The sequence below is a fragment of the Streptomyces sp. NPDC093018 genome (assembly GCF_040684035.1).
Classification (GTDB): Bacteria; Actinomycetota; Actinomycetes; order Streptomycetales; family Streptomycetaceae; genus Streptomyces; species Streptomyces murinus.
Genome location: NZ_JBFBFF010000017.1, coordinates 142313 through 165933 on the forward strand (window position 1 = coordinate 142313; position 23621 = coordinate 165933).

Consider the following 23621-nt stretch of genomic DNA (forward strand, 5'->3'; position numbering starts at 1 on the left):
CCCCACCATGGAAGGAGTCGTCATGTCTGACAACGCCCTCGCCTCTCTCGCCCAGGAGATCCTGGACCTCGAGTCGGAGACCTTCGAGATCACCGACTACTCGGACGCCAGCGAGGTCATGCTCGGTTCGTCCACGAGCTGCTCCTCCACGAGCACCTGCTCCAGCACCACCAGCACCACCTCCTGCACCGCCTGACGTCCGACGTCGGTGGAAAGGTCCCCGGCCCTGCCGGGGACCTTTCGCGTTCCCGGGGCCGGTCAGGGGAAGGGGTGCGGCACCAGCCGCAGGTCCTCGTCGCGCAGCGGGGCGGGCACCAGCCCCGCGCGGTACGGCGCGGTCCGCAGTCTCGGCAGGTGCGGCGCCCGCTGGCGCGGCCAGCCGAAGTCGATCGGCAGCAGCCCGGGGGCGAGCGTGGCGACCGTGTGCAGCCCCATCCGCCGCTGCTCCGGGGTGGTCTGGTCGACGGCGATGACATCGCAGTCCGCGTCGGCCAGCAGATCGCGCAGCAGCGTGACGTCGTCCAGCAGATCGGTGGTGCGCGGCCGGCGCTCCTCCCAGCCGGCGAACAGCTCGGCGAGCGGGGCCACTCGGGGCGGGGCCAGATAGCTGCGGGCGTGCTCGCGCATGGCGGGCAGCCCGAACAGGGCGGCGTGGTCGGGCAGTCGGACGACCTTGTCGAAGTCCTCGGCCATCGAGGCAAGTTCGGCGGGCCGTTCGGCGACCTGGCGGGGCAGGTGCGGGATGTAGGTGAGGATCTCGGAGAGTGCCGATTCCACGGCCGTCTCCGGGTCGAAGGAGGCGCCGGCGGCGAAGGCCAGGGTGCCGGGTCCGTCGTCGCGGCGGACGGCGAGGCCGGTGACGACCGGTACCGGGAGGTCCACCCGGTTGTCGAAGACATGGACGTCGTAGCCCTGGAGTTCGGCGCGGGCCGCCATCGCGCGTACCCGGGCGCCGCCGACCGAGTCCAGGTCGATCTCCGGCAGCGGCAGATTGCCGTACCAGCCGAGCAGGAAGGCGTCCCGCTCCAGGAGTTCGAGCAGTCCGAAGAAGACCGCTTCCTCCAGGCTGGCGCCGGTGGCGCAGCCGTTGGAGCATTCGAAGACGAAGTTGTCCTCGCGGGTGCCCGCGCTGTAGTAGACGAGCCGGGCGGGGACCAGGACGGGTCGCTCGTCGCGCAGCGACCAGCCGGTGACCCAGGGGATCGGCCGGGCCGGGTCGAAGGGCTGGACCATCGGGTCCTCGGCGTAGGTGTGCGGTGCGTACAGGCCGCAGGCGCGGGGGTCCAGGGCGCGTTCGCCGAGGTCGTCGTAGGAGGCGGTGACGACGGGGGCGCGGTGCCGGCGGTGGGTGCCGGCGTAGCGTTCCAGTCCCTCCAGGAAGGCCAGCTCCCGGCTGCGGGCGAAGGAGTTGGCCTGGCCGCTCCAGGTGACGTCGGTGAGTCCGGCGTAGCCCCGCATGAAGACGCTGCCCGCGACCGGCGCGGTGGTGGGCGAGGTCACATCGATCCAGGTGCCGCCGCCCAGTACCCCGCAGACCGGGTTCGCGAGGCCCTTGACGGGCACCGGGAAGTCGCCGGGGTGGCCCGAACGGTATTCGTCGGGGCCGGACTTGGGCCGGGAGGTCATGGGTCCCGCGGTGCGCCGGGCCGCCGCCTCGGCCACGGCTTCGCCGGTCACCGGGCGGCAGTGGGGGCACATCGGGTCGGGCAGCAGTGGGAAGGTGCGGACCTGGAGGGTCTCCAGGTCGAGTTCGGTGACGCGGGGCAACTCGGCGTCGGGGCCCGGTGGTTCGTGCCGGGCGCCGCCGGTGGCGATGAGCCGGTGCAGGGACCAGACGGCGTCCACCAGATGGTCGGGCAGGGCGGGCCAGCGACCGGCGACCGTGGTCTCGGTGCCGGTCTCCAGCGCGTCCCGTTCGGTGCGGGTGCGCAGCCTTTGGCGGCGCATCGCGAGGCAGCCGCCGCAGGCCCGGCCGGCCCGGCCGGTGCCGCCCCAGGGGCCCAACAGCACGGCCTGGGCTATGAGATGGACCTCGGCCGTGTGCGGGGGCACCGGTGCGGCCGGGGCGGGCCGCTCGCCGAGGACGTTGGTGTCGCCGATGCGGGAGACGGCGGGGGCGGGCAGGCCCGCCGCGGCGGCGCGGGCCGCCAGGCGGTCCTGGAGGGCCGCGCGGGCGGCCTCCAGGGGTGCCGTCGCCGGGGCGGGGGCGGTGACGGTGGTCATGTCCGGTTGCTCCAGCGGAAGATCCGGGTGGCGATCAGCCCGAAGATCAGGGCGAAGACGACGAGTCCGACGCAGTCCAGGCCGATGTCCCCGAGGTCGCCGCGGCCGCCCATGGCGTCGGTGAGGCCGTCGTTGAGGTAGTGCAGCGGCAGCACCTTGGCGACCGTGCGCAGCCAGCCCGGCATCAGGTCGTCGGGGAAGAACGAGCCGGACAGGAAGGCCATCGGCACCATCACCAGGTTGGCGATGGCCGCGACCGACTCCGGGGTGTTCGCGAGGCTGCCGACGACCAGCCCCATGGCGAGGAACGCGGTGACGCCGAGCACCAGCAGCGGAATGCCCGTCCACCAGGGGCCGTTCAGCTCAAGGCCGAAGAACGGCAGCAGGGCCACGGCGGTGAACAGCACCGTCTGCGCGGCGGCGACACCGAGGGCGAGGGTCCAGCGGGAGGCGATCAGCGAGCGCAGCGGGGTCGGGGTGCGCCAGATGAGGCGCAGCAGGTCGTCGCGGCGCCACTGCATCAGGGCGAAGCCGACCGAGAACACGCACGCGTTGCCGACGCCCCACGAAAGGACGCCGGGAGCGGTGTAGTTGATGGAGGCCATTCCGCCGTTGACGTGCTGGCCCTGGAAGATGAGGCCGAAGAGGACCAGGAAGGCGAGCGGGAAGAGGAAGGTGAAGAAGAGGGTCGTACGGTCGCGCACGCTCGCGACGTAACCGGCCCTGGTCAGTGCGGCGTAGGCGGTCAACTGCGGTGCTCCGTTCCATGGCCGGTGAGGCTCAGGTAGGCGTCTTCGAGGGTGGCGGTGCGCACGGTGACCGACTCGATGTCGACGAGGTCGCCGAGCGCGGTGAGGACGTGGTTGACGGCCGAGGTCTCCAGGACGAGTTCGTCGCCCTCGACGGTGGCCCGGTCCACGCCGGGCAGCGCGAGCGCGGCCTCGGCCGTCAACTCGGCTGCGGGCAGCATCAGTCGGGCGGGTGCGGCGAGGGCGCGGATCAGGCCCCGGGGGGTGTCGAGGGCGATGATCCGGCCGCCGGCCACGATCGCCACCCGGTCACACAGCGCCTCGGCCTCGTCCAGGTGGTGGGTGGTGCACACGATGGTGCGGCCCTCGGAGCGCAACGAGCGCAACAGCGCCCACAGTTCGCGGCGTGCCTCGGGGTCGAGGGCGGCGGTGGGCTCGTCCAGGAAGATCAGCTCGGGTTCGTGCAGCAGCGCGGTGGCGATGGCGAGGCGCTGGCGCTGTCCGCCGGAGAGATGGTCGACGCGCGCGTTCTCCTTCTCGGTGAGCCCGACCCGTTCAAGGGCGATGCGCACCGCGTCCGGATCCATGCCGTAGAGCGCGGCGACGGTGCGCAGATGCTCGCCCGCGGTGAGCCGCGCGAAGAACGCGGAGGCCTGGGTCTGGACGCCGATCCGGGCGAGCAGCGCGGTGTCCCGGGGCCAGGGGCTCTGGCCGAGGAGGCTGACGGTGCCGCCGTCCGCCTCGCGCATGCCCTCGACGATCTCCACCAGGGTGGTCTTGCCCGCGCCGTTGGGGCCGAGGATGCCGAAGAACTCACCTCGGCGCACGGTGAGGGAGACGCCGTCGAGCGCGGTGACCTCCCCGTACCGCTTGATCACGCCGTCGAGGACGACGACCGGCTCGGTGGCGCCGGCGGGGCCGGGTGCGGTCCCGGTCTGTGCGTGGGGTTCGTTCATCTCGCCTTTCCTTGCGGGGTCCAACGGGGTGCGGGCACCGGTGACTTGACCGGGTCCCGCGGACGGGGAGGTGGGCGCGGCGGACCGCGCGGGGCCCGGCGTCCGGTGTTCGGCAGGGCCCTGGGCGCGGCCTTCGGTACGGCTCTCCGTACGGCCATGCGCGCGGCTCTCGGTACGGCCTTGCGCACTGCTCTCGGTACGGCCTTCCGCACGACGTCCGCGCAGCCGCCGGCCCAGGTTGCCGAGTCCCCACAGCAGCAGGGCGGCGGCGAGCAGCCCGGTCGGCAGCCACCAGGCCAGGAGCGCCATGCCATCCGGCAGCAGATGGCGCAGGACCAGCCCGGCGAGGGCCAGCAACGCGGCCGTCTGCGCGGCGGTGAGCAGGGCGAAGCCGCCGTACAGCAGGCGCAGCCGGGGCGGGTAGGCCCGCAGGCCGGGGCCGCGGCGCAGCAGGGCGCGGGCGGCCAGGGCGGTGAAGGTGCGGCTGCCCTCGGCGAGTCCGGAGACCCCGAGGGCGTGGCCGAGGGCGCGGTAGCCGTCGAGCGGTGCCAGCGGCAGCAGGTTGGCGAGGCCGGTGACGACGCCGAGCAGCAGCAGCGCGCCGAACGCGGGCCGCGCCTGGGCATCGGCCGGGAGCACCAGCCAGATGACGTAGAACGGCACCAGGAAGAGGAGGTTGGCGAGGACACCGGCGCAGGCGGTGGCGACCTTGCGGGCCCGGCTGCCGAGGAACTGGACGTCGTCCACCTGGCAGTAGAGGTAGGTGGCGCCGAGGATCCAGCGCAGCCCGATCTCGCTGACGCGGCCGCCCCAGGTGCGCGCGAACAGGCCGTGGGCCAGCTCGTGCAGGGCGAGGCTGCACCACAGGACGCAGCCGACGGCGAACAGCAGCACGGGCTGTTCGGCGGTGTGCACCGTCTGCCGCCACAGGGTGTCGGCGCTGACGGCGACGGCGGCGAGCACACCGACGGCCAGCGCGGTGAGCACGGCCAGCAGGGCGGGCCTGCGGTCCAGCGCGGTGAGCCGGTGCAGCCGGTCCATGAGGGCGGGCGCGTCGGCGACCATCCTGGTGTGTCCGGACAGGAAGCCGCTCGGCCCCTCGGCGGGGGTGGGGACCGGTGTGGGCGCGACGGGCGCGGGGCCGCCGTCGAGGAGGCCCCGGGTGCCGAGCAGGCGCAGCATCTGCCCCCACTGGGCCTCGCCGAGCCGGGTGCCGAACGCGCCCGAGTAGGCCTGCCCGATCTCCTCCAGGGACCGGGTGCCGTCCAGCCGGGTGATGATGAAGTGCTCCTTGGCGCCGACCTCCAGGCGCCGTCCGGTGCGCGGGTCCTTCAGCAGATGGATGCGGGTCGGGCCGCGCAGCAGGCTGGGGCCGAGGACGAGGTCGGGGCGCACCCGCGGCCGGGCGGCCAGGAAGGCGTCGGTGGTCATCTGGTGTCCTCCGGGGCGCCGTCGCGCAGGGCGCGGGCGAGGACGTAGGAGAGGAACGCCTCGTCCCGGACGGTGATACCCAGCCGGTTGTTGGTCATGTGCATATAGGGCGACAGGAGCATCGGCAGGGCGTGCGCCGGGTCGGTGGCGTGGATGTCGCGGCTGCCGTCGAAGGAGCGGAAGACCAGGTCGCCCCGGCGCGCCGACAGCGCCGCGCGGTCGCGGAGTTCGGCGCAGTGTTCGGCCCAGCCGCGCAGGAAGGCCGGGAGCCGCTCCAGTTCCCCGCGGGCGACCGCCTCGCGGATGTGCCCGAAGCGTTCGGGCAGCCGCTCGCCCATGGCGGCGTACGCCCGCTCATAGCCCTTGTCGGTGGTGTAGTTGGTGGTGCTGAACGCGTTGTTCCAGAAGCCGTGGTAGCGGTCGAGGAAGGTCAGCAGGGCCTCGTCGGCGGCGAGGAAGGTGCCGGAGACGACCATCATCAGCTGGGCGGACAGGCCGAGGAGCACCGTGCGCAGATGGAGGTTCATGGTGCGGGTGGCCTCGATGACGAGGTCGCTGGAGTGCTGGAAGTGCCATTCGGCGAGCGCGATTCCGGCGGGGCCGCCGTACTTGCCGTACTCGGGCTCGTAGTCTCGGTCCTCGAAGCTGTTGTTGGGGCGCAGCTTCATCCGCCCGTCGGGGCCGAGGAACCGGGCGCGCTCCTCCTCGCTGTACTCCAGGGTGAACAGGGTCTCGTACAGCTCGGCGAAGAAGCCCGCCTTCACCTCGTAGAGGGCGGGGCGTTCGCGCAGGAACGCGTCGAGGGCGGCGTGGGTGCGCGCCCGGACGGTGTCGGCGTCTGCGGCGCGGGCCGGTTTCAGGCGCAGCCGCAGATGGGGGCCCTCCAGCCAGTAGTTGATGAAGAAATAGCCGGTGATCAGCCCCTCTTCGGTGAGGGTGTCCACCAGGGGTTTGACGCACTGGAGGAGCAGCGGGCGGGGGCTGGCCGCGTAGAAGACGTGCACCGCGAGCCAGGTGCCGGGCGCGTCCTCGGCGATGGTGTCCACGGCGGGGGTGTCCACGGCGGGGGTGGGTGCGGTCATCGGGCTTCGTCCTTCCGGTGCGGGCCGGCCGGGGCGGGCAGCATCTCTACGGCGAGTTCGGCGACATGGCGGCCGCGGGGCGAGGTGACGTGCAGCTCGTCCTCCCCGGGCAGCATCTCCTCGAACACGGTCCGGGCGCGTTTTCCGGCGAGGAGGCCTTCGAGTCCGGTGAGGGAGAGCGGGCTCGCGAAGTCGACGTACTGGGGCTTGGCGCTGCCGAACCAGCCGCCGGCCCCCTCGCCCTCGCGCTCCTCGTGGACGGTGGCGAACACCCGCTCGGGCAGGCCGTGTTCGACGCGCCAGCGGTGCCAGCCGAGGTACCAGTCGGCGTCGGTGACGCCCGGGGCGCGCAGCGGGAGGTGTCCGTCGGCGGCGGTCCAGGAGCGGCGCTGGAGGACGAGGCCCTGGTGGCGGACGCGGGGGCGCCGGGTGACTCCGTCGTGCTCGGGTCCCGCGGGCACTCCGCGCCAGACGTCCGGTTTGGGGCGGGCGGTCGGGGAGAACAGCAGCAGGGTGCGCGGGATCTCGGGCAGCACCATGGGCACCAGGTAGCCGAGGTAGAGCGGGACGACCTCGCGGTCCAGGCGGCGCGAGCGCAGCAGCAGCCGGTCGGTGGTCTCGTCGTGCACGGCGTACAGGTCGTCCAGGTGCAGGCGGGCCTCCTCGGGCGCCGAGCTGGTCTCGCCGGGGCAGACGATCTCGTGGTCGGTCAACCGGCCGTGCAGATTCAGGTTGGTGGTCGCCGATCCGGCGGTGACCTCGGCGAACACGGCGCCGGGCGGCAGCAGTTCGGGCAGCTCGGTGCGGATGGCGGCGGTCAGTCCGGGGCCTTCGGGGTCGTCGAAGCAGTGGGTGAAGCGGGTGAAGGGGAAGCAGAGGCCGCCGAAGGAGTCGTTGAGGACGACCAGGGGGTCGCCGTCGCGGCGGGCCAGCTGGAGGAAGTGGCTGTGCGGCTGGAACGCCGGGGCGGCGCCACCGAGGGCTTCGGCGACCTCGTCGGTGAGGGCGTCGTCCAGGACGAACTCCTCGGCGTCCGAGGGGAGTTCGGCCCAGCGTTCGCGCATGCGGGCGGTGAAGGTGGCGCGGGCCCTGTCCAGTGCGGTGATCTCGGGCAGGCCGAGCCAGTTCTCCTCGGGGGCGTGGCTGCCGTCCGGCAGGAAGTCCTCCTTGGCGGAGGTGAACTGGAGGTACTGCCGGAAGATGTCCTCGTGGAAGTCGTGCACCAGGCGCAGCAGATCGTCGCAGCGTCCGCCGCGGCCGAAGCGGGCGAGGAAGAAGCCCTTGAGGGTGAGGCGTTGGGGCAGCGCCACGTCGAAGGCGGGCAGCAGCCGCCCGAGCGAACGCAGCGGGCCCTCGGCGAGCCGCGTCCACTCGGCGAGGTCGGCGGTGGTGGTCCCGGCGGCGACGTCCTCGTAGACGAGGGTCTGTGTGAGGGAGGGGTGTTCGGCGCCCAATTCGCTCTGGAGCGAGAGGAGTTCCGTCCGGAGCGCGCCGAGCAGGGCCCGGCGGGTGGGGACGTCCGCCGCCGGGAAGCGGGCCAGGAGGTCGGCGGGGCCGTCCAGGCGGGCGGCGAGCGCCTCGGCCCACGGCCGGTCCAGGGCGCGCAGCGACCGCTGGAAGGCGCGCACCGGGTCGCCGCTGTGCACCCCCGTGGCGAGGCTCGGGAGCTGGAGCATGCCGAGGTCGCGCAGGGCGGCGAGATAGTGCTCGGCCTCCTCCGCGCCTGCCCCGGTGGTCTCGGCCAGCCAGTGCGCCAACTCGCCGTGTCTGAGCGGTCCTTCGTGGTCGTGCAGCAGGGCCAGCATGCCGTCCAGGGTGCCCTGGCGGCGCAGGAAGAACAGCCGGTCCTGGGCGGCGTCGAAGCTGACGGCGGCGCTGTCGTCGCCCGACGTGACGGCCCGCTGGACATAGCGGATGCGGTCCTCGTCCAGTTTCCAGCCGGAGGCCAGGGCGACCGGGAGGTCGGCGCGGCGCGCGGGGTCGGCGGCGACGAGTTCGGCGAGGCGGGCGAGCGCGACGACGTTCAGCCGGGGGTGGCCGCTCCAGTCGTCGCCGACCCGCGTGAGCGCCGTACCGTCCCCCTCGTCCCCGAACCGGCCGACGGCGACGCCCGTGAGCGTGCTGAACGGGCTGGTCTTGCAGGCGGTGCGGTAGACGTACGACAGCAGGGAGCGCTCCATCTTGCGGGCGCGCTTGCCCGGTACCGGCGCCGGGTCTGCGGCGAACGCGTCGAGGCGTTCCTCCAGCGTGGGCGAAGCCAGCAGCAGGCCCCGGCGCAGCCGGTCGTCCAGGGCCAGCTCGCGCAGCGCGGCGCGGGTGCGGCCGAACCCGGCGGCGAGCACCGACTCGCCCTCGGCCCGCAGCTCCTCCCAGCGGACCCGGGCCTCCAGCCACTCGGCGAGATCGGCACCGGTGTCCCCGCCGAGGCTCTCGGCGAGCGCGCGGGCGGCCGAAAGGTCCCCGGGAAGGCGGTTGTTGAACACCTGGCGGCGCAGGGCGAGCAGCCGGCGGCGCAGCACCGCGTCGTCGCTGCCGCCGACCGCGGCGGAGAGCGGATCGCTGAGCCGGGCGCCGAGCGCGGCGAGCCGGTCCTGCTCGGCGGCGGTGCGGACGGCCCAGTCGGCGGCCTCGGGGGCACGCAGGGCGAGGGCGGTGTCCACGGGGAGGCCGGAGACGCGCAGCATGAAGCGGTGGTGCAGGGCCGGGGTCGCGGTTCCGGCGGGGACGTTCCCGTGCGGCACGGCCGACGTGTGCGCGGCCGGGGTGCCGGACGGTGAGACCGAGGGGTCGGGCCCCGGGCCGTCCTGCGCGGGGACGTCCTCGGCCGGGGTGGTGGCGGTCGGGCTCACGCCCTCCCCCTTTCCTGTGGGATGTGCGGCCGCCCCGGGCGCGGGGCGGGGTCCTCGGGTCATGGGGCCACGATGTCGAAGCGGTAACCGGCCGGGCGGGGTGCCTCGTTGCCGATCATCATCACGAGCAGCGGGATCTCGCCCCGCTCGGCGAGGCCGAGTTCCTCCGCGAAGGAGACGCAGTCGAAGCCGAGCGCGACACCGCAGCCCATGCCCGCGGCCGAGGAGGCGGTGTACACGGCCTGCGCGGTGGCGCCGATCACGGCGTTGACCAGCCGCAGGCCCCGGTCGCCGACCGTGTCGAGGACGGTGTGGGTGCGGGCCGCGGGCACCAGGACCGCGGCGGCCTGCTCCAGGTTGTAGTTGGCGAGGAAGTAGTTCTCCTGGAGGAAGCCGCCGAAGTCGCCGGGCTTCATCAGGACCAACTCGTTCGTCTCCCGGTCGTGTTCGTAGACGCCGGGCGCGATGCCCTGGACATGGTTGACGAAGACGTACTGCCGGGTGAGGGGTGCGGCACCGGGTGTCTCCGCGTCGGTGTCCAGGGTGCCGGCGGCGACGGCCGCGGCCAGCGCGGCGGACAGCCGGGCCGGATCGAGCGGGGCGGCGGAGGTGAACCGGCCGAAGCTGCTGCGGCGTTCGCGCAGCGCCCGGCGCACGGTCGCGTCCAGCGCGAGCGGCGCGGGCAGTGCGACGCGCTCTCCGGGGCCGGGCGGGGTGACCAGCGCGGAGTCCAGCGTCCCGGGTGCCGGGCGGTCGGCGGCGCCTTCCAGGGTGGCCGCGTGGATCGCGTGCACGGTCGGGAAGGTCAGGACGCGCCGGGACCGCTCGTCGGGCACCTGGCGGACTTGGGCGCCGGGGGTGGCCGGAGCGGCCTCCCTGCCCGCGTCGTCCTCGTCCGCCTTCTCCCACTTCAACGGCACCACCGCGAACACCCCGTCCTCCTCGGGGTCGAGGCCGAGCACCCGGCCGAGGCGGGGCTCGTCGAACCACAGCGCGGCCCCGATGTGCAGCCCGTGCGCGCGGGCCCACATGCGCCAGGTCTGGAGGAGGGCGCCGATGTCCATCGTGACGACGTGGTAGGAGAAGCTGTTGTACTTGAAGGCGTTCTGCCAGAACGTCACGCCCAGCACCAGGAACTGGTCGGTTTCCGCGGCCTCTTCGAGATCGCCGAGGGCGGCCCGCACCTCGCCGGTGACATCGCCGGACAGGGTCCTGGCGAAGGCGTTGCGCGGGGTGTCGTAGTAGTGGACGCCGGGGGCGAGAGGGCCGCTCGCGCCGCTGATCCAGTGGATGCCGATGGGGTAGAGGCCGCCGCCGGAGGAGGTGCCGCGCGACCAGTTGGCATGGGTGTGGAACGGCAGGGAGCCGAGGTCGCTGTTGGCCTGGACGGCGAGCCGGCGGCCGGTCAGTCCGTAGGAGTCGCGGAGCATCGCGCCGAGCAGCGGCAGGCTGAACGCGCCGGTGCCGCGCTCCCCGAACAGGCCCCGGCCGAGCGTCGCGTCGTCCGCGCAGCCGCCGTCGGGCAGCGGCAGGACGGGGGCGCCGGGGAAGAACTTGCCCTTGCGGGGGCGGTCGGACCAGTTGGGCACGAAGTCGGCGGGTTCCATGGGGATCCTGCCCCGCCGCATCACCGCGGTCGCGTACTCATGGGCGTATCCCATGGTCACTTCCCTTTCTGCTGTCTGTGGTCGGGATCGGCTGCCGAGCCGCGCACGGGGCGTCGGGGCCAAGGGGGTCTGGGCGTGCCAAGGGGGTCTGGGCGTCGGGGCGTGGGGTGTCGGGTCAGGGGAAGGGGTGCGGCGCCGGATTGAGGTCGGCGGGCGTCAAGTCGTACTCCCGCAGGCCCGCTTCGCGCAGCGCGGTGCGCATCCGGGGCATCAGCGGGGCGCGTTGGCGGCTCGTGCCGAAGTCGATCGGGAGCAGACCTGGCACCAGGACCTTCACGGTGTGCAGGCCCAAGTCCCGTTGTTCCGGGGAGGTCTGGTCGACCACGACGACATCGAAGCCGTGCGCGGTGACGGCGCGGACGCACGCCGCCACGTCGGTGCGCAGATCGGCGGCGGGCGACAGGGCGCCCTTCCCGGTGGCGAGGGAGGCGAGCGGCACCCGTTCGGCGTCGTCGCGGCCGCGCAGCAGGAAGTCGGTGTACCAGCCCATCTCGGGCAGCCCGTACAGCAGCGGGTGGTCGTGCAGCACCTGGACCTCGCCGAAGTCCCCCGCCATGCGCCGCAGTCGGGGTGTGTCGCGGGCGGTGCGGCGGCGCAGATTGACCGAGTCGGTGGCGATCTCGCACAGTCCCCCGGCGAGCGCGGCCTCGGGGTCGAGGGAGGCGCCCGCGCCGAAGCAGAGCAGTCCGGGCCCGCCGTCGACGCGTTCGGCGACGGCGGTCACCACCGGCACCGGGAAGGTGACGCGGGTGTCGAAGAACCGGGCCCGGTAGCCGTACATCGCCAGCCGGTCGACCATGGCGCGGGTCGCGGCCCGGGTGCTGCTCGCCGGGTCGATCTCGGGCAGCCGGAGCCGGCCGAACCAGGCCAGCAGGAAGGCGTCGCGTTCCACGGTCTCCATCAGCCCGTGGTAGACGGCCTCGGTCAGACTGCCGCCGGAGGCACAGCCGTTGGAGCTCTCCTGGACGAAGCGCCGCCGGATCCCGCCGGGCGCGTGGTAGTAGGCGACGACCTCGGGCACGAGGACCGGCCGGTCGTCGCGCAGCGACCAGCCCCACACCCAGTCCACCGGGCGGTCCGGCGCGAAACGCGGCACCTCGGGGGCGGCGGCGTGGAAGGCGTCGGAGTACAGGCCGGTGACGCGTGGGTCGACGGCGAGGTCCCCGAGGTCGTCGAGGCTCGCGTTGAGCACGGTCCGTTTGGCGCGGGCCCGCATCCCGGCGAACCGCTCCAGGCCCTCCAGCACCCCGACGCGCACGCTGGTGCCGTAGGAGTCGGTGTGGCCGCCCCAGTAGCACTCCCGCAGGTAGTCGCCCGAGCGGGTGGTGAAGGCGCCGATCACCGAGGAGGTCGACGCGGAGGCCAGGTCGGGTGCGAAGGAGGGGCCGAGGGCGCCGGTGACGGGGTTGACGAACGCCTCCGGCACCAGGTCGTACGCGGCGAGCGGGCGGGCGCGGAAGTCGGCCGGGTCGTGCTTGGTGCCGGGGTCCAGGGTGATCCTGGCGCCCTCGGCGGTGTCCTCCTTGCGGGTTCCGCAGGACGGGCACTCGCCGTCGGGCACCAGCGCGATCCGGGAGACCCGCAGGGTCTCCAGGTCCAGCAGCCACACCCAGGGGTGCCGGCCGCCCCGGTCGCCGCGGGCCACCGCCGCGACCAGCGCGGCGAGGGCGTCCACCGTGAAGGCGGCCAGCCAGGGCGGGGTGCCGGTGGCCCGGGGTCCGGTGCCGCGTTCCAGCGCGTCCCGCAGATATCCGGCCCGCACCGCCTGCCAGCGGCGCGCGAGGCACCGGGGGCAGCCGGGCGCGCCCTCGGCCGGTACGGGACCGACCAGGGCGTGATGTCCGTACAGGCCGACCGGTACCGCGTCTCGCGTGAACTCGTCGGCGCCGACGGCGAGTTCGTCGCGGGCGCCGAGCGGGGTCACCGCTACCGGCGGGGTGCCCGGACGCTCGGCGAGGGCGGTGGTGAGCGCGGCGCACACCGCGTCCCACGGCCCGGCGGCCAGGGGCGGGGCGGGGTGCGGCGCGGTCACGGTCTCAGTGGGCACGACGCGTCCCGCGGGTCAGCACGACACGCGAGGCGAACACGGTGCCCTCGGCGAGGTCGGGCGCGGTGACCCGCACCGCGAACGCGTCCCGTCCGGCCGCGGCGAGCCCGTCGAGGACGGCGGGCCAGGTGGTCTCGACCTCGGGGGCCGGTACGACGCCGTCGGGGACGAGGGTGGCCGCGTCCAGGTCGGCCCACAGCGGGTCACCGGCGTCGGACTCGCCCCCGGCGCGGCGCAGTTGCTCGGCGCCGAGCAGATCGCGCAGCGCCTCCAGGACGGCCTCCCGGTGCCGCAGCCCGCTGCCGGTGGCCCAACGGGTCTCGCCGCTGGGCTCGTCGGTGAACCGGGCGAGCACGACCGGCAGCAACGGGCTTCCCAGGTCCAGGACTTCGGCCGTGACGCCGAGGTTCTCCGCCGAGCGCAGCAGGAACCGCAGTTCCGGGTCCTCGGTGAGGGTCGCGGGGTCCACGGTGCGTACTGGGTGCGCCCGGCGGACGGCGGCGTGCAGCGCGTCCTGGGCGAGCGCGGTGCGCAGGGCGCGGGCGAGTGCGGCCCGGGGGCTGCCCGCGGCGCCGGTGCCTGCGGAGGTCCGCTCGAACAGGCCCGCGTCGTTCCAGCCGCCGAAGGTGCGCACGGCGCCCGCGGGCACCAGCACGGTCCGCCCGTCGAGCAGCGAGGCGGCCTCGCTGAAGTGGGCGATCCGGTCGGCGGGCACGTCCAGGCCGCTGGAGACGGCGAGTTCGGCGGGGGCGAGGCGGGTCCACTTCCCGGCGGCGGCCTCCAGCGCGGTGGCCGTCAGCACCTGGGCCGGGACGACGTGTTCGACGTACACCTCGGCGGCGCGGAACAGCGCGTTCAGGCGGGCCCCGGCGACATGGTGGACATCGGCGGCGGACACCTCGCGCGTCCGTCCGGGCGCGAGACCCAGCCGTACGGTGCCGATCTTGAGCGGTGTCTGCTCCCACTCGTCGTCGGCGTACGCGGTGAAGACGCCTGCCGCCTCGCAGACCAGGACGTCGCGCTCCTCCAGCGCGGCGAGCGCGGCGCGGGCGGCGTCCTCGTCGGCGGCGCCGTCGGCGGGCTCGACCGCGGACTCGTCCTCGGGGCGGGCGGTGCGCAGGGCGTCGACGCCCTCCGCCTGCTCACCCTCGGGGGCGGCGGAGCAGTAGGGACATCGGGGATGCGGCAGCAGTGGCTCCGTCAGCACATCGAGGGAGTCGAGGTCCTGGACGACGAGCCGGCCGCGGGTCTCGGCGGGCAGCGCTCCGGTGACCAGGCGGAACACCTCGAAGGCGAGCAGGTTGCCGAGCATTCCGGCGAGCGGGCCGCCGATGAGGGGCGCGGGCGCGCCGAGCGGTGCGGCGGGTCCGACGGACGCCCACAGGTCGGCGCTGTCGGCCGCGTCGGTGCCCGCGCCGAGCCGCAGCGCGGCGCAGCACCAGCAGCCGGTGTGCCCGGCGGTCATCTCGGGTCCGATGACGGCGCGGTCGCCGAAGGTCCATGCGCCGAGCAGCCGGCGCCCGGCAGGCACGCCCTCGGTGAGCAGCCGCAGCAGTTGCCGGGATCCGGCGGCGGGGGTCACCAGGACGGTGTCCCAGCCCTCCAGTTCGGCCCAGCCGTACGTGCCGTCGGCGGCTTCCCCGAGGCGGGCGAGCCGGGGGGCGCAGCCCGCCTCGGCGAGGGCGGCGGCCTCGGCGTCGATCTCCGCGGCGCCCTCCACCCCGTGCCGTTCGGCCCGCAACTCGCTGTAGGGGCCGGGCTGTTCGGCGATGGCCACGGCGGCGCTGCCGTTGCGCAGCAGGCCGAGCGCGGCCCAGCGGGCCAGGGCGTCGTCACCGAGGACGGCGACCGGGGTGTCACGGAAGCGCGCGAACCGTCCGGCCGCGTCGTCGGCGTAGTGGTCGAGGTAGTCGAGCTGATGCGCGAAACGCTCGCCGACCTGCGGCGCGAGCAGGTCGCCCGGGGGCTTGGGACCGGCGTCCCGGGCGAAGCCACGCGCGTAGAGCGCGCGCACGAGTTGGACCACCATGTCGCGCTGCTTGTCCCCCAGGCCCGCGCACAGCTCCTCGACCCGCCGCTCGCCGTCGAAGTGCGGCACGATCAGCGTGGCGAAGCGGTACGCGTTGCGGGTACGGACGTTGAACCCGCCATGGGCGTTGTGGAAGAGCACTCCGTCCGGGGTCTGTGTGTAGAGCACGTCCCGGCGGATGCGGGGCCGCGACTGAGCGATCTCCTCGGGGGAGGCGGGAGCGTGGGGCATGGGCGGGGAGACCTTTCGAATGCTCACGGGGAGGGTCGGCCGGCGGCCGGGGGAGGCAGGTCCGTCGGGTCGTGCGGGACGGCGGGGGCGCCGGGGAGACTGGCGCCGGCCGCCTGGACGAAGAGGCGCAGCAGGTCGTGGACTCGATAGCGGCCGGAGGGGTCCTCCTGGAGCAGCCCGGCGTCCACGAGCGAGCTGAGCACCAGGGCGCCGGGGGCGCTGGGCGAGCCTCGTCCGAGCCCCGGGGGCGGCTCGCCCGACCCGCCGCCCCCGACCGGCAGCGGCAGCGGACGGCCACCGGACGGCAGCGCCGCGGCCGGTGCGCCGGTGGCGTTCGGCCCGTGCTGCCCGTCGGGTGACTCGCCGCGCAGTACGGCGAGTTGGAGGTCGCGAAGGACCGGTCCCGGCTCCACCCCGAGTTCCTCGGTGAGGTGGGCGTGGATCCTGCGGTACTCGGCGAGCGCCTCGGCGCGCCGGCCGGCGCGGTACAGCGCCTCGACGAGCAGGGCGGACAGCCCCTCGTGCCCGGGGTGGGCGCGCACGGCCTCGCGGGCCTCGGGGATCAGTTCGCGGTGTCGCCCCAGGCGCAGTTCACCGTCGAACACCCGCTCCACCGCGAGGAGTCGCTCCTCGGCCAGGCGGGGCGCGAGGTCGCGGTGGATCTCGTCCGAGTGCACGTTCGCCAGCAGGGGTTCGCCCCACAGTGCGAGCGCGGCACGGGCGAGCCGCAGCGCGGACTCCGGGTCGTCGGCGGTGTACGAGCGGGCGAGCAGCTCGCGGAAGTGCAGCAGATCGAGGGTGTCGGCGTCGGCGTACAGCCGGTAGCCGCCGGGCACGGCCTCGATGGCGTGATCGGCGATGCCGTACTTCGCGAAGAGCCGGCGCAGCCGCAGCACGCAGGTGTGCAGCGCGGATCTGCCGCCCGCCGGCGGCCGGTTGCCCCAGACCACCCGCTGGAGCAGTTCCGAGCCGACGACCGCGCCGGGGTGGAGCAGCAGGGCCGCGAGGAGCGAGGCGGGGCGGGAGGGCTGGAGTACGACCGTTTCGTGGCCGTCGGTGATGGCGAGCAGGCCGAGCACGAGGAACCGGGGCTGCCGGGTCCCGATAGCGGGGAGAGCGCTGTCCGGCGCGGAGGTGCCTGTCTTCACCGTGGCCTTTCAGCGTCGAGGTGGGGGGTGCGGTGGGGGTGCACAACGGTGGTACGACGGCGCGACGTTGGGCACGCCGAAGATCGTCGGCGCGCCCAATTCCACTACCGAGACGGGAACTTAGATTCGAACATGCGGTGTCGTCCAGTGCTCGGAGGAAAACGTCCGGTGACACGTGAGCGGCACAAAGGCCGCCGGGAGATGGGGCGTTGGCGATCCGATCGCAAGGGCATACGCTGCGACCAGGTGGGCCGGGTCGTATGCCGGGGCACCACGCACCCAGGGGAGGATCCATGCCGTGGTGGGCGCTGATCCCGGTCGTCTCGATGATCACCGGGCCACTCGCTCTGTACGTCATGACCCGGCGTAAACGCGCCGAGGACAGGGCCGACGAGCGGTACGAGGAGCTCTCGCGGAAGTACACGGCCCTGCTGGAGGAGACCGCCTCGGGCGAGCTTCCGAAGGGCCGGGACCGCCGCCGCGAGTAGCCGGCGGGCGGCGTCGCCGATTTCCATGCGGGAACGAGATAACTCGAACCGGCATTCCGAAAGCGGGTTTCATAATTTCCACCGCGGGGCGCGGACAGGCGCGCGGGCGGCGATCGGACATTTGCGGCGAGACGCGCGCGCCCCGCGCCGCACCCGGTGAGGTGCGAGGCGGGGCGGACGTGTTGCGGGCGGGTTCCGGACCGGTCAGGCCACGGACGCGATGCGCATCCGGATGTCCTCGGGGGACAGGGTGCCCTTCGCCGTGACGTGGTCACCGGAGGACTCGCCGCGCAGTCGGCGGCCGATCCAGGGGACCAGGTGCTCGCGGGCCCAGTGCACATCGTCGCGGCGGACGTCCAGGGTGCCGCGGGGCGGCAGCGGAGGCCACGGCTGCTCCGGGTCGGCCGGGATCTCCAGCCCGAGCGCCTGCCCGGCACGCAGGGCGACACGGGTGTGCCCCTCGGGCGAGAGGTGCAGCCGGTCGCTGTCCCAGGCCCGGCGGTCCTGCACGGACCTCAGCGACCACAGGTCGAGCACGGGGCAGTCGTACCGGTCGGCGATGGCCCGCACATGCCCGTTGTACGTGGCGATCTTGCCCCGCAGGTGCTTGAGCAGGGGGACGCCCCGGGTGTCGAAGCCGGTGGTCACCATGACGGTGCCGGCCACCTCGGCGAGCCGGGCCACCGCCGCCTCGAACCGCTCGGCCACCTCGTCCGGGTCGGTGCCGGGGCGGATGATGTCATTGCCGCCCGCGCACAGGGAGACCAGATCCGGGGCGAGTTCGGCCACCTGCGGGACCTGGTCGGCCACGACCTGGTCCAGCAGCTTCCCGCGCACGGCGAGATTGGTGTACTGGAAGTCCCCCTCGGGGCGCCGGTCGGCGAGCAGTACCGCGAACCGGTCGGCCCAGCCCACGAACGCCCCGTCGGGGCCGGGATCGCCGACGCCCTCGGTGAAGCTGTCCCCCACCGCCACGTACGACCCGATCACTGATCTGCTGTCATTCTTCGAATCGTCTGCCACGTCGGGCCATGATTCACCTTGGGATGTGACTTACGCGACCGTAGGCAAGGGTTGACGGACGGTGAGATGAGCCACTCCGAGAGATTCCCCGTTCCAGGAATACACCCGCTTGCGGGGCTGTTGGGCGGGGCCGTCAAGGCCTCACCGTCGCCGACAGCAACGCTGCATGACGCGCGTCAGCGGCCCCGGCCCGCCCCGCCGACAGGGCCCTGTGGACAACTCATTGCCCCACGAAACCAATGCCGTATGGTCGACGCAGCGCCCGCCGCGAGCCGTGACGGCGGGGACCGTTCGGGAGGAGCCCCCGTGACGCAGCAGGTCCCGTCGACCGAGCCGGAGCTGGCCGGTGTGCGCAATTTCCGTGACGTCGGCGGACTGCCGACCGTGGACGGACGCCGGCTGCGCCAGGGCGTGCTGTTCCGCAGCGGGCATCTGGCGCACGCGACCGCGCAGGACGCGGTCTTCCTCTCCTCCCTGGGCCTGCACACCATCTTCGACTTCCGTAACGCGGCTGACCAGAAGCTGGAGGGCCCGGACGTCGCGCTGCCCGGCGTGCGCAATGTGAATCTGCCGCTGAGCGACCCGGCGGACGGCGCCGAGTTCTGGACGATGGTCCGCGACGGCGACCTCGACCAGCTGCGCGCGATCCTGGACGACGGCAAGGGCGCGGCCCGGATGGTGGCCTCGTACCGCTCGACGCTCCGCAATCGCACGGCCGAGCACTCCCGGGTGCTGCACTCGATCGCCGAGGACAGCGTCCCGGCGCTGCTGCACTGCGCGGCCGGCAAGGACCGCGCGGGCATCTCGATAGCCGTCACCCTGCTCGCCGTGGGGGTGGAGCGGGACGCGATCGTGGCCGACTACCTGGAGTCCAACGCCAAGCACCGCCGCTACAAGGTGCAGCGCAGCGGCAGTGCGCAGAGCGCGTACACGCCCGAGGTGATGGAGCTGCTCAGCCCGCTCTTCGACGCGCGCGCGGAGTATCTGGCGGCCGCGTTCGACAGCATCGACGAGACCTGGGGCGGCGTGGACCGCTATCTGGAGCAGGGTCTGCGGCTGGCTCCCGAGACGCGGGAGCGGCTGCGGGCGCGGCTGGTGGACTGATCCGTTCACCCGGTCCGCGCCCGCCGTGTGCGCGGGCGCGGGCTCAGCCCTTGGCGCCGACCGCGAAGAGCAGATAGAGGAACGCGGCCAGGACGTGCCCGAGGGCGATGTAGATGAGCAGCCGGATCCACAGGGAACGGGGGAACTTGGTCTCGAGGTTGCTCATGACAGCTCTCCGTTCAGGTGCCCCAGGCACAGTGCGGCCGTGGGGCTCTGCAGCAGGGTGTGGACGAACAGCAGCTCCACGCCGTCCGGGTCCTCGGCGGCGAGGCGGTGCGGGGTGAGCGAGTCGAAGTGGGCGCTGTCGCCGGGGGCGAGCAGATGCGTGGCGTCGCCGAGGCGCAGCCGCAGCCGTCCCTTGAGGACATAGAGCCATTCCTCGCCGGGGTGGACGCGCACGATGTCGCCCTGGGTGCCGTAGGGCGCGTGCACCCGCAGGGCCTGCATCCCGCGGCCGGGGGCTCCGGCCTGGAAGTAGGTCCATCCGGCGGCCCGGGTCGGGTCCATGTCGGCGGCGCGGACGATCGCGTTCTGGTCGGCGACCCGTTCGCCGAGGAGTTCGGAGACCGTCGTACCGTAGATACGGGCGAGCGCGAGCAGCATCGGCAGCGAGGGCTGTCGCTGCCCGGTCTCCAGCCGGGACAGATGGGCCGGTGAGAGTCCGGCGTCCCGGGCCGCGGCCTCCAGGGTGAGTCCGGCCCGTCGGCGCAGTGCGCGCAGTTGCGGCGCCACGGCGGGCAGATCCTCACCCTGGCCCGCCGCAGGCGATGCGGCATCTGAGGCGTTCATGCCTCTATTCAGCGCCAATTTTGCCCGTCGGGCAAATTTCTTGCCTCCGAGGCAAAAGACGGCAATCGCCGCCTCGCCATGCTTTTGAACGCGTTCAGAGTCGAGGCTTTCGCTGCTACGATCACGCACATCTTTTGAACGCGTTCAAAGACTGGGGGATCACATGCCCGACCGCACCGCGCCCGGCCCGAGCGACTCACCGGCCACCCTCCTCGGCCCCATCTCCCTCGCCCTCGGGTGCGCGGCTCTCCTGGGCCCCGTCTGCCTCGCGTTGGGCTTCACGGACGCCGAGTGGCCCATCGCTCTGGCCCTGCTGCTGCTCCCGGTGACGCTCTTCGGGGGCATCCTCGCCATCACCCTGGGTCTCCCCGGCCTGCACTACGCACAGCGCGGGATCGGAAGGATGTGGCCGGCCGCCACCGGAACCGCTCTCGGCGCGGCCGCCTTCGTCCTCCCCTGTCTGCTGCTCGTCCTCGCGTACTGACCGGTCAGCGGTTGGCGACCGCCTGTTTGATCAGTGTCCTGCCGAAGTCCCACATCAGGCCGCCGCCGCTGTGCGCGTCGTCCATGACCGCGGCGAAGCCCTCGACGAACCGGTCCACGTCGGCCTCGCCGAAGACGAGCGGCGGGATCAGCTTGATGACTTCGAGGTGGTCGCCGGAGACCTGGGTGAGAATCCGGTGCCGCTGGAGCAGCGGTACGACGACCATCTGGGCGAACAGACCCTTGCGGGCGGCCTGGAGCATGGCCCAGCGGCTGCGCAGCTTCAGCGAGGACGGCTTGCCGAACTCGATGCCGATCATCAGGCCCCGGCCGCGGACGTCGGACAGCAGCTCGTACGTGTCGATCAGCTCGGTGAGCCGGGACCTCAGCAGCTCACCCGTGGTGCGCACACCCGCGACGATCTGCTCGTTCTCCATGACCGACAGCACGGCCAGGCCGCACGCCATCGCCTGGGCGTTGGCGCCGAAGCTCGCCGAGTGGACCAGGACGCGGTCCATGGACGAGTAGACCTTCTTGAAGATCCAGTCCTTGCCGAGGGTCGCGCCGACCGGGACATACCCGCCGGACAGGGCCTTGGCGACACACACCAGGTCCGGTTCCACGCCGTCCTCGTGCTGGTAGGCGTAGAAGTCGCCGGTACGGCCGAGGCCGGTCTGCACCTCGTCCGCGATCAGCAGGGCCTTGTGCCTGTGCAACAGCTCCTGGGCCGCGCGCAGATAGCCGGGCGGCGCCTCGTGCACGCCCTTGCCCTGGATCGGCTCCACGATCAGCGCGGCCACGTCGCCCTTCTTCAACTCCCGTGCCAGGGCGTCGAGATCGCCGAGGGGCAGGGCGGTGTCGGGCAGCAGCGGGGCGAAGCCGTCGCGGAAGCCGCTTTCCCCGTTGACGGACAGCGAGCCGGTGGTCAGCCCGTGGAAGGCGTGCTCGCAGTACAGGACGCGGGGCCGGCCGGTGGCGTAGCGGGCGAACTTCAGGGCCGTCTCGACCGCCTCGGTGCCGCTGTTGCCGAAGAACACCCGGTCCAGGTGCGGGCTGTGGGTGAGCAGCCGTTCGGCGAGCAGTCCGGGCAGCGGCTGGCAGTCGAACCGGGTGAGGTCGGCGAGGTCCAGGTCAAGGACGTCGTGCAGCGCCTTGCGGACGACCGGATGGTGGCGGCCGAGGCCCATCACCCCGAACCCGGCGAGCATGTCGAGATAGTCGTTGCCGTCGGCGTCGAAGAAGTGGGCGCCCTCGGCACGCTCGTAGACCTTGTCGAAGCCGATGGTGTGCAACATGCGCGGGAGCTGCGGGTTGAGGTACTTCGTGTGCAGCTCGTACCGCTCGGCTCCGCGCTCGGCGAGCAGGGCGCCGAGGTCGAACTCGCTGGTCATTCACTCTCCTTGACGGTGCCGTCGACATCCTTGACGGCCAGGCTCGCTGAAATGCGTCCGGCGATCTCCACCGGCGTGAGGCCGAGGTCGGCCAGTACTTCGCTGCGTTTGGCGTGCGGCAGGAACTGGTCCGGGATGCCGAACTGCCGTACCGGCACGTCCACTCCGGCATCCCTGAGAGCCCCCGCGACGGCCGAACCGACGCCGGAGGCACGGCTGTTGTCCTCCACGACGGCCACCAGACGGTGCTCCGAGGCGAGTTGAGGCAGGGCGGGATCGACCGGCTTGACCCACCGGGGGTCGACCACCGTGCAGCCGGTACCGCCCTCCGCGAGGAGCTCCGCCGCGCCGAGGCACACCGGCGCCATCACGCCGACGGCGACCAGCAGCACCTTCGCCCGCTCCGCGCGGTGCAGCACATCCATGCCGCCCACCCGGTCGAGTGCCGGGATGTCCGGGCCGACGTTCTCCTTCGGGAACCGCACCACGGTCGGCGCGTCGTCCACGGCCACCGCCTCCCGCAACTGGGCGCGCAGCCGGGTCGCGTCGCGCGGGGCGGCGATCCGCAGGCCCGGCACCACTTGGAGGAGCGACATGTCCCACATGCCGTTGTGGGAGGCGCCGTCGGGGCCGGTGACGCCGGCCCGGTCGAGGACGAAGGTGACCCCGCAGCGGTGCAGGGCGACGTCCATCAGCACCTGGTCGAAGGCGCGGTTGAGGAAGGTGGCGTAGAGGGCGACGACCGGATGCAGTCCGCCGGTGGCGAGCCCGGCCGCCGAGGTGACCGCGTGCTGTTCGGCGATGCCCACGTCCCACACCCGGTCCGGGAAGCGTTCGGCGAAGGCGCCGAGGCCGACCGGGTGCAGCATCGCGGCGGTGATCGCGACGACGTCCTCGCGCTCCTCGCCGATCCGCACGATCTCCTCGCCGAACACCGAGGTCCAGGACCGCCCGCCGGTGGCGGCGAGCGGTTCGCAGGTCGCCGGGTCCATCACGCCGATGGCATGGAAGCGGTCCAACTCGTCGGCGAGCGCGGGCTCGTAGCCGCGGCCCTTCTCGGTCAGGCAGTGCACCAGGACGGGTCCGTGGAAGCGCTTGGCGCGGCGCAGCGCGGACTCGACGGCCCCGATGTCGTGCCCGTCGACCGGGCCGACGTACTTCAGGCCCAGGTCCTCGAAGAGCCCCTGGGGGGCGAAGGCGTCCTTGAAGCCCTTCTTGGCGCCGTGCAGGGACTCATAGAGCGGCGCGCCGACGACGGGGGTCCGCTGGAGCACCTCCTTGCCCCAGGAGAGCACCTTCTCGTAGCCGTCGGTGGTGCGCAGGGTGGCCAGATGGTCGGCGAGCCCGCCGATGGTCGGGGCGTAGGAGCGCGCGTTGTCGTTGACGACGATGATCAGCGGCCGGTCCGGGGCGTCCGCGATGTTGTTCAGCGCCTCCCAGGCCATGCCGCCGGTGAGCGCGCCGTCCCCGATGACGGCGACCACATGGCCGCGCTCCCCCTTCACCTCGCGCGCCTTGGCGAGGCCGTCGGCCCAGCCGAGCGCGGTGGAGGCGTGGCTGTTCTCGATGACGTCGTGCTCGGACTCCTCGCGCGCCGGGTAGCCGGACAGACCGCCCTTGCCGCGCAGCTTGGAGAAGTCCTGACGTCCCGTCACCAGCTTGTGTACGTAGGACTGATGGCCGGTGTCCCAGAGGATCCGGTCGACCGGTGACTCGAAGACCCGGTGCAGGGCGATGGTCAGTTCGACCACGCCCAGGTTGGGCCCGAGATGACCGCCGGTGCGCGAGACCGCCTGCACCAGGAACTCGCGTATCTCCTCGGCCAGTACGCCGAGTTCCGCCCCGGACAGCCCCTTCAGATCACGCGGTTGCCGGATCGTCTCCAGAATCGTCACGTTCGTGGCCCCCTCTTGCTCCGTGCAGTTATGTGG

18 protein-coding genes are annotated in these 23621 nt (G+C 73.1%); 4 read left to right on the top strand and 14 right to left on the bottom strand.

Going from position 1 to position 23621, the window contains the following annotated elements; translation table 11 throughout:
- The first annotated feature begins 22 nt into the window (after window positions 1–22).
- On the top strand, window positions 23–196 hold the full coding sequence (locus AB0N90_RS30460) for a thiazolylpeptide-type bacteriocin (protein WP_037657426.1): 174 nt from the start codon (window positions 23–25) through the stop codon (window positions 194–196).
- 62 nt (window positions 197–258) lie between these two features.
- On the opposite strand, the gene AB0N90_RS30465 is transcribed toward AB0N90_RS30460, so the two are convergent.
- The 9 genes from AB0N90_RS30465 to AB0N90_RS30505 all read right to left on the bottom strand — a co-directional run bounded on the left by AB0N90_RS30465 (window position 259) and on the right by AB0N90_RS30505 (window position 16412).
- On the bottom strand, window positions 259–2223 hold the full coding sequence (locus AB0N90_RS30465; protein WP_365202074.1) for a TOMM precursor leader peptide-binding protein: 1965 nt from the start codon (window positions 2221–2223) through the stop codon (window positions 259–261).
- Complete coding sequence (locus AB0N90_RS30470; RefSeq protein ID WP_128792697.1) at window positions 2220–2972, bottom strand: ABC transporter permease; 753 nt, start codon at window positions 2970–2972, stop codon at window positions 2220–2222. Before AB0N90_RS30470 ends, AB0N90_RS30465 begins: the two co-directional genes overlap by 4 nt.
- Complete coding sequence (locus tag AB0N90_RS30475; RefSeq protein WP_365202110.1) at window positions 2969–3928, bottom strand: ABC transporter ATP-binding protein; 960 nt, start codon at window positions 3926–3928, stop codon at window positions 2969–2971. Before AB0N90_RS30475 ends, AB0N90_RS30470 begins: the two co-directional genes overlap by 4 nt.
- Window positions 3929–5355: 1427 nt before the next feature.
- On the bottom strand, window positions 5356–6441 hold the full coding sequence (locus AB0N90_RS30480) for a lantibiotic dehydratase C-terminal domain-containing protein (protein ID WP_365202076.1): 1086 nt from the start codon (window positions 6439–6441) through the stop codon (window positions 5356–5358).
- Window positions 6438–9125 (bottom strand): lantibiotic dehydratase, encoded by a 2688-nt coding sequence (locus tag AB0N90_RS30485; protein WP_365202111.1) that lies wholly within the window; start codon window positions 9123–9125, stop codon window positions 6438–6440. The genes AB0N90_RS30480 and AB0N90_RS30485 overlap by 4 nt, the downstream gene beginning before the upstream one ends.
- A 224-nt stretch (window positions 9126–9349) precedes the next feature.
- Window positions 9350–10951, bottom strand: a complete 1602-nt coding sequence (locus AB0N90_RS30490) for a nitroreductase family protein (RefSeq protein ID WP_365202077.1) — start codon at window positions 10949–10951, stop codon at window positions 9350–9352.
- Window positions 10952–11072: 121 nt separating this feature from the next.
- The gene (locus AB0N90_RS30495; RefSeq protein ID WP_365202113.1) at window positions 11073–12881 is read right to left on the bottom strand and encodes a TOMM precursor leader peptide-binding protein; all 1809 of its coding nucleotides are present in this window, start codon (window positions 12879–12881) and stop codon (window positions 11073–11075) included.
- Between the two features lie 112 nt (window positions 12882–12993).
- Window positions 12994–15264 carry a TOMM precursor leader peptide-binding protein gene (locus tag AB0N90_RS30500; protein ID WP_365202079.1) on the bottom strand — a complete coding sequence of 757 codons (2271 nt, stop codon included), beginning with the start codon at window positions 15262–15264 and terminating at the stop codon, window positions 12994–12996.
- Between the two features lie 23 nt (window positions 15265–15287).
- A complete protein-coding gene (locus tag AB0N90_RS30505) occupies window positions 15288–16412 on the bottom strand; it encodes an AfsR/SARP family transcriptional regulator (RefSeq protein WP_365202080.1) in 1125 nt (374 codons plus the stop codon).
- A 293-nt stretch (window positions 16413–16705) separates the two neighbouring features.
- On the opposite strand from AB0N90_RS30505, the gene AB0N90_RS30510 reads away from it, so the two are divergent.
- The gene (locus AB0N90_RS30510; protein ID WP_361675824.1) at window positions 16706–16900 is read left to right on the top strand and encodes a hypothetical protein; all 195 of its coding nucleotides are present in this window, start codon (window positions 16706–16708) and stop codon (window positions 16898–16900) included.
- A gap of 204 nt (window positions 16901–17104) precedes the next feature.
- Here AB0N90_RS30510 and AB0N90_RS30515 read toward each other — a convergent pair whose 3' ends face one another.
- Complete coding sequence (locus tag AB0N90_RS30515; RefSeq protein ID WP_361676014.1) at window positions 17105–17890, bottom strand: SGNH/GDSL hydrolase family protein; 786 nt, start codon at window positions 17888–17890, stop codon at window positions 17105–17107.
- Between the two features lie 339 nt (window positions 17891–18229).
- On the opposite strand from AB0N90_RS30515, the gene AB0N90_RS30520 reads away from it, so the two are divergent.
- Window positions 18230–19027 (top strand): tyrosine-protein phosphatase, encoded by a 798-nt coding sequence (locus AB0N90_RS30520; RefSeq protein ID WP_361675821.1) that lies wholly within the window; start codon window positions 18230–18232, stop codon window positions 19025–19027.
- 43 nt (window positions 19028–19070) lie between these two features.
- Here AB0N90_RS30520 and AB0N90_RS30525 read toward each other — a convergent pair whose 3' ends face one another.
- Both AB0N90_RS30525 and AB0N90_RS30530 read right to left on the bottom strand, forming a co-directional pair.
- On the bottom strand, window positions 19071–19193 hold the full coding sequence (locus AB0N90_RS30525) for a DUF6126 family protein (RefSeq protein ID WP_128792689.1): 123 nt from the start codon (window positions 19191–19193) through the stop codon (window positions 19071–19073).
- A complete protein-coding gene (locus tag AB0N90_RS30530) occupies window positions 19190–19816 on the bottom strand; it encodes an XRE family transcriptional regulator (RefSeq protein WP_361675817.1) in 627 nt (208 codons plus the stop codon). Before AB0N90_RS30530 ends, AB0N90_RS30525 begins: the two co-directional genes overlap by 4 nt.
- A gap of 163 nt (window positions 19817–19979) precedes the next feature.
- On the opposite strand from AB0N90_RS30530, the gene AB0N90_RS30535 reads away from it, so the two are divergent.
- The gene (locus AB0N90_RS30535; RefSeq protein WP_365202083.1) at window positions 19980–20300 is read left to right on the top strand and encodes a hypothetical protein; all 321 of its coding nucleotides are present in this window, start codon (window positions 19980–19982) and stop codon (window positions 20298–20300) included.
- Between the two features lie 4 nt (window positions 20301–20304).
- Here AB0N90_RS30535 and AB0N90_RS30540 read toward each other — a convergent pair whose 3' ends face one another.
- Complete coding sequence (locus AB0N90_RS30540; protein WP_365202084.1) at window positions 20305–21690, bottom strand: aspartate aminotransferase family protein; 1386 nt, start codon at window positions 21688–21690, stop codon at window positions 20305–20307.
- Entirely contained in the window at window positions 21687–23585 is a 1899-nt protein-coding gene (gene dxs, locus AB0N90_RS30545; protein ID WP_365202086.1) for a 1-deoxy-D-xylulose-5-phosphate synthase, read from the bottom strand. The genes AB0N90_RS30540 and dxs overlap by 4 nt, the downstream gene beginning before the upstream one ends.
- Window positions 23586–23621 lie beyond the last annotated feature (36 nt).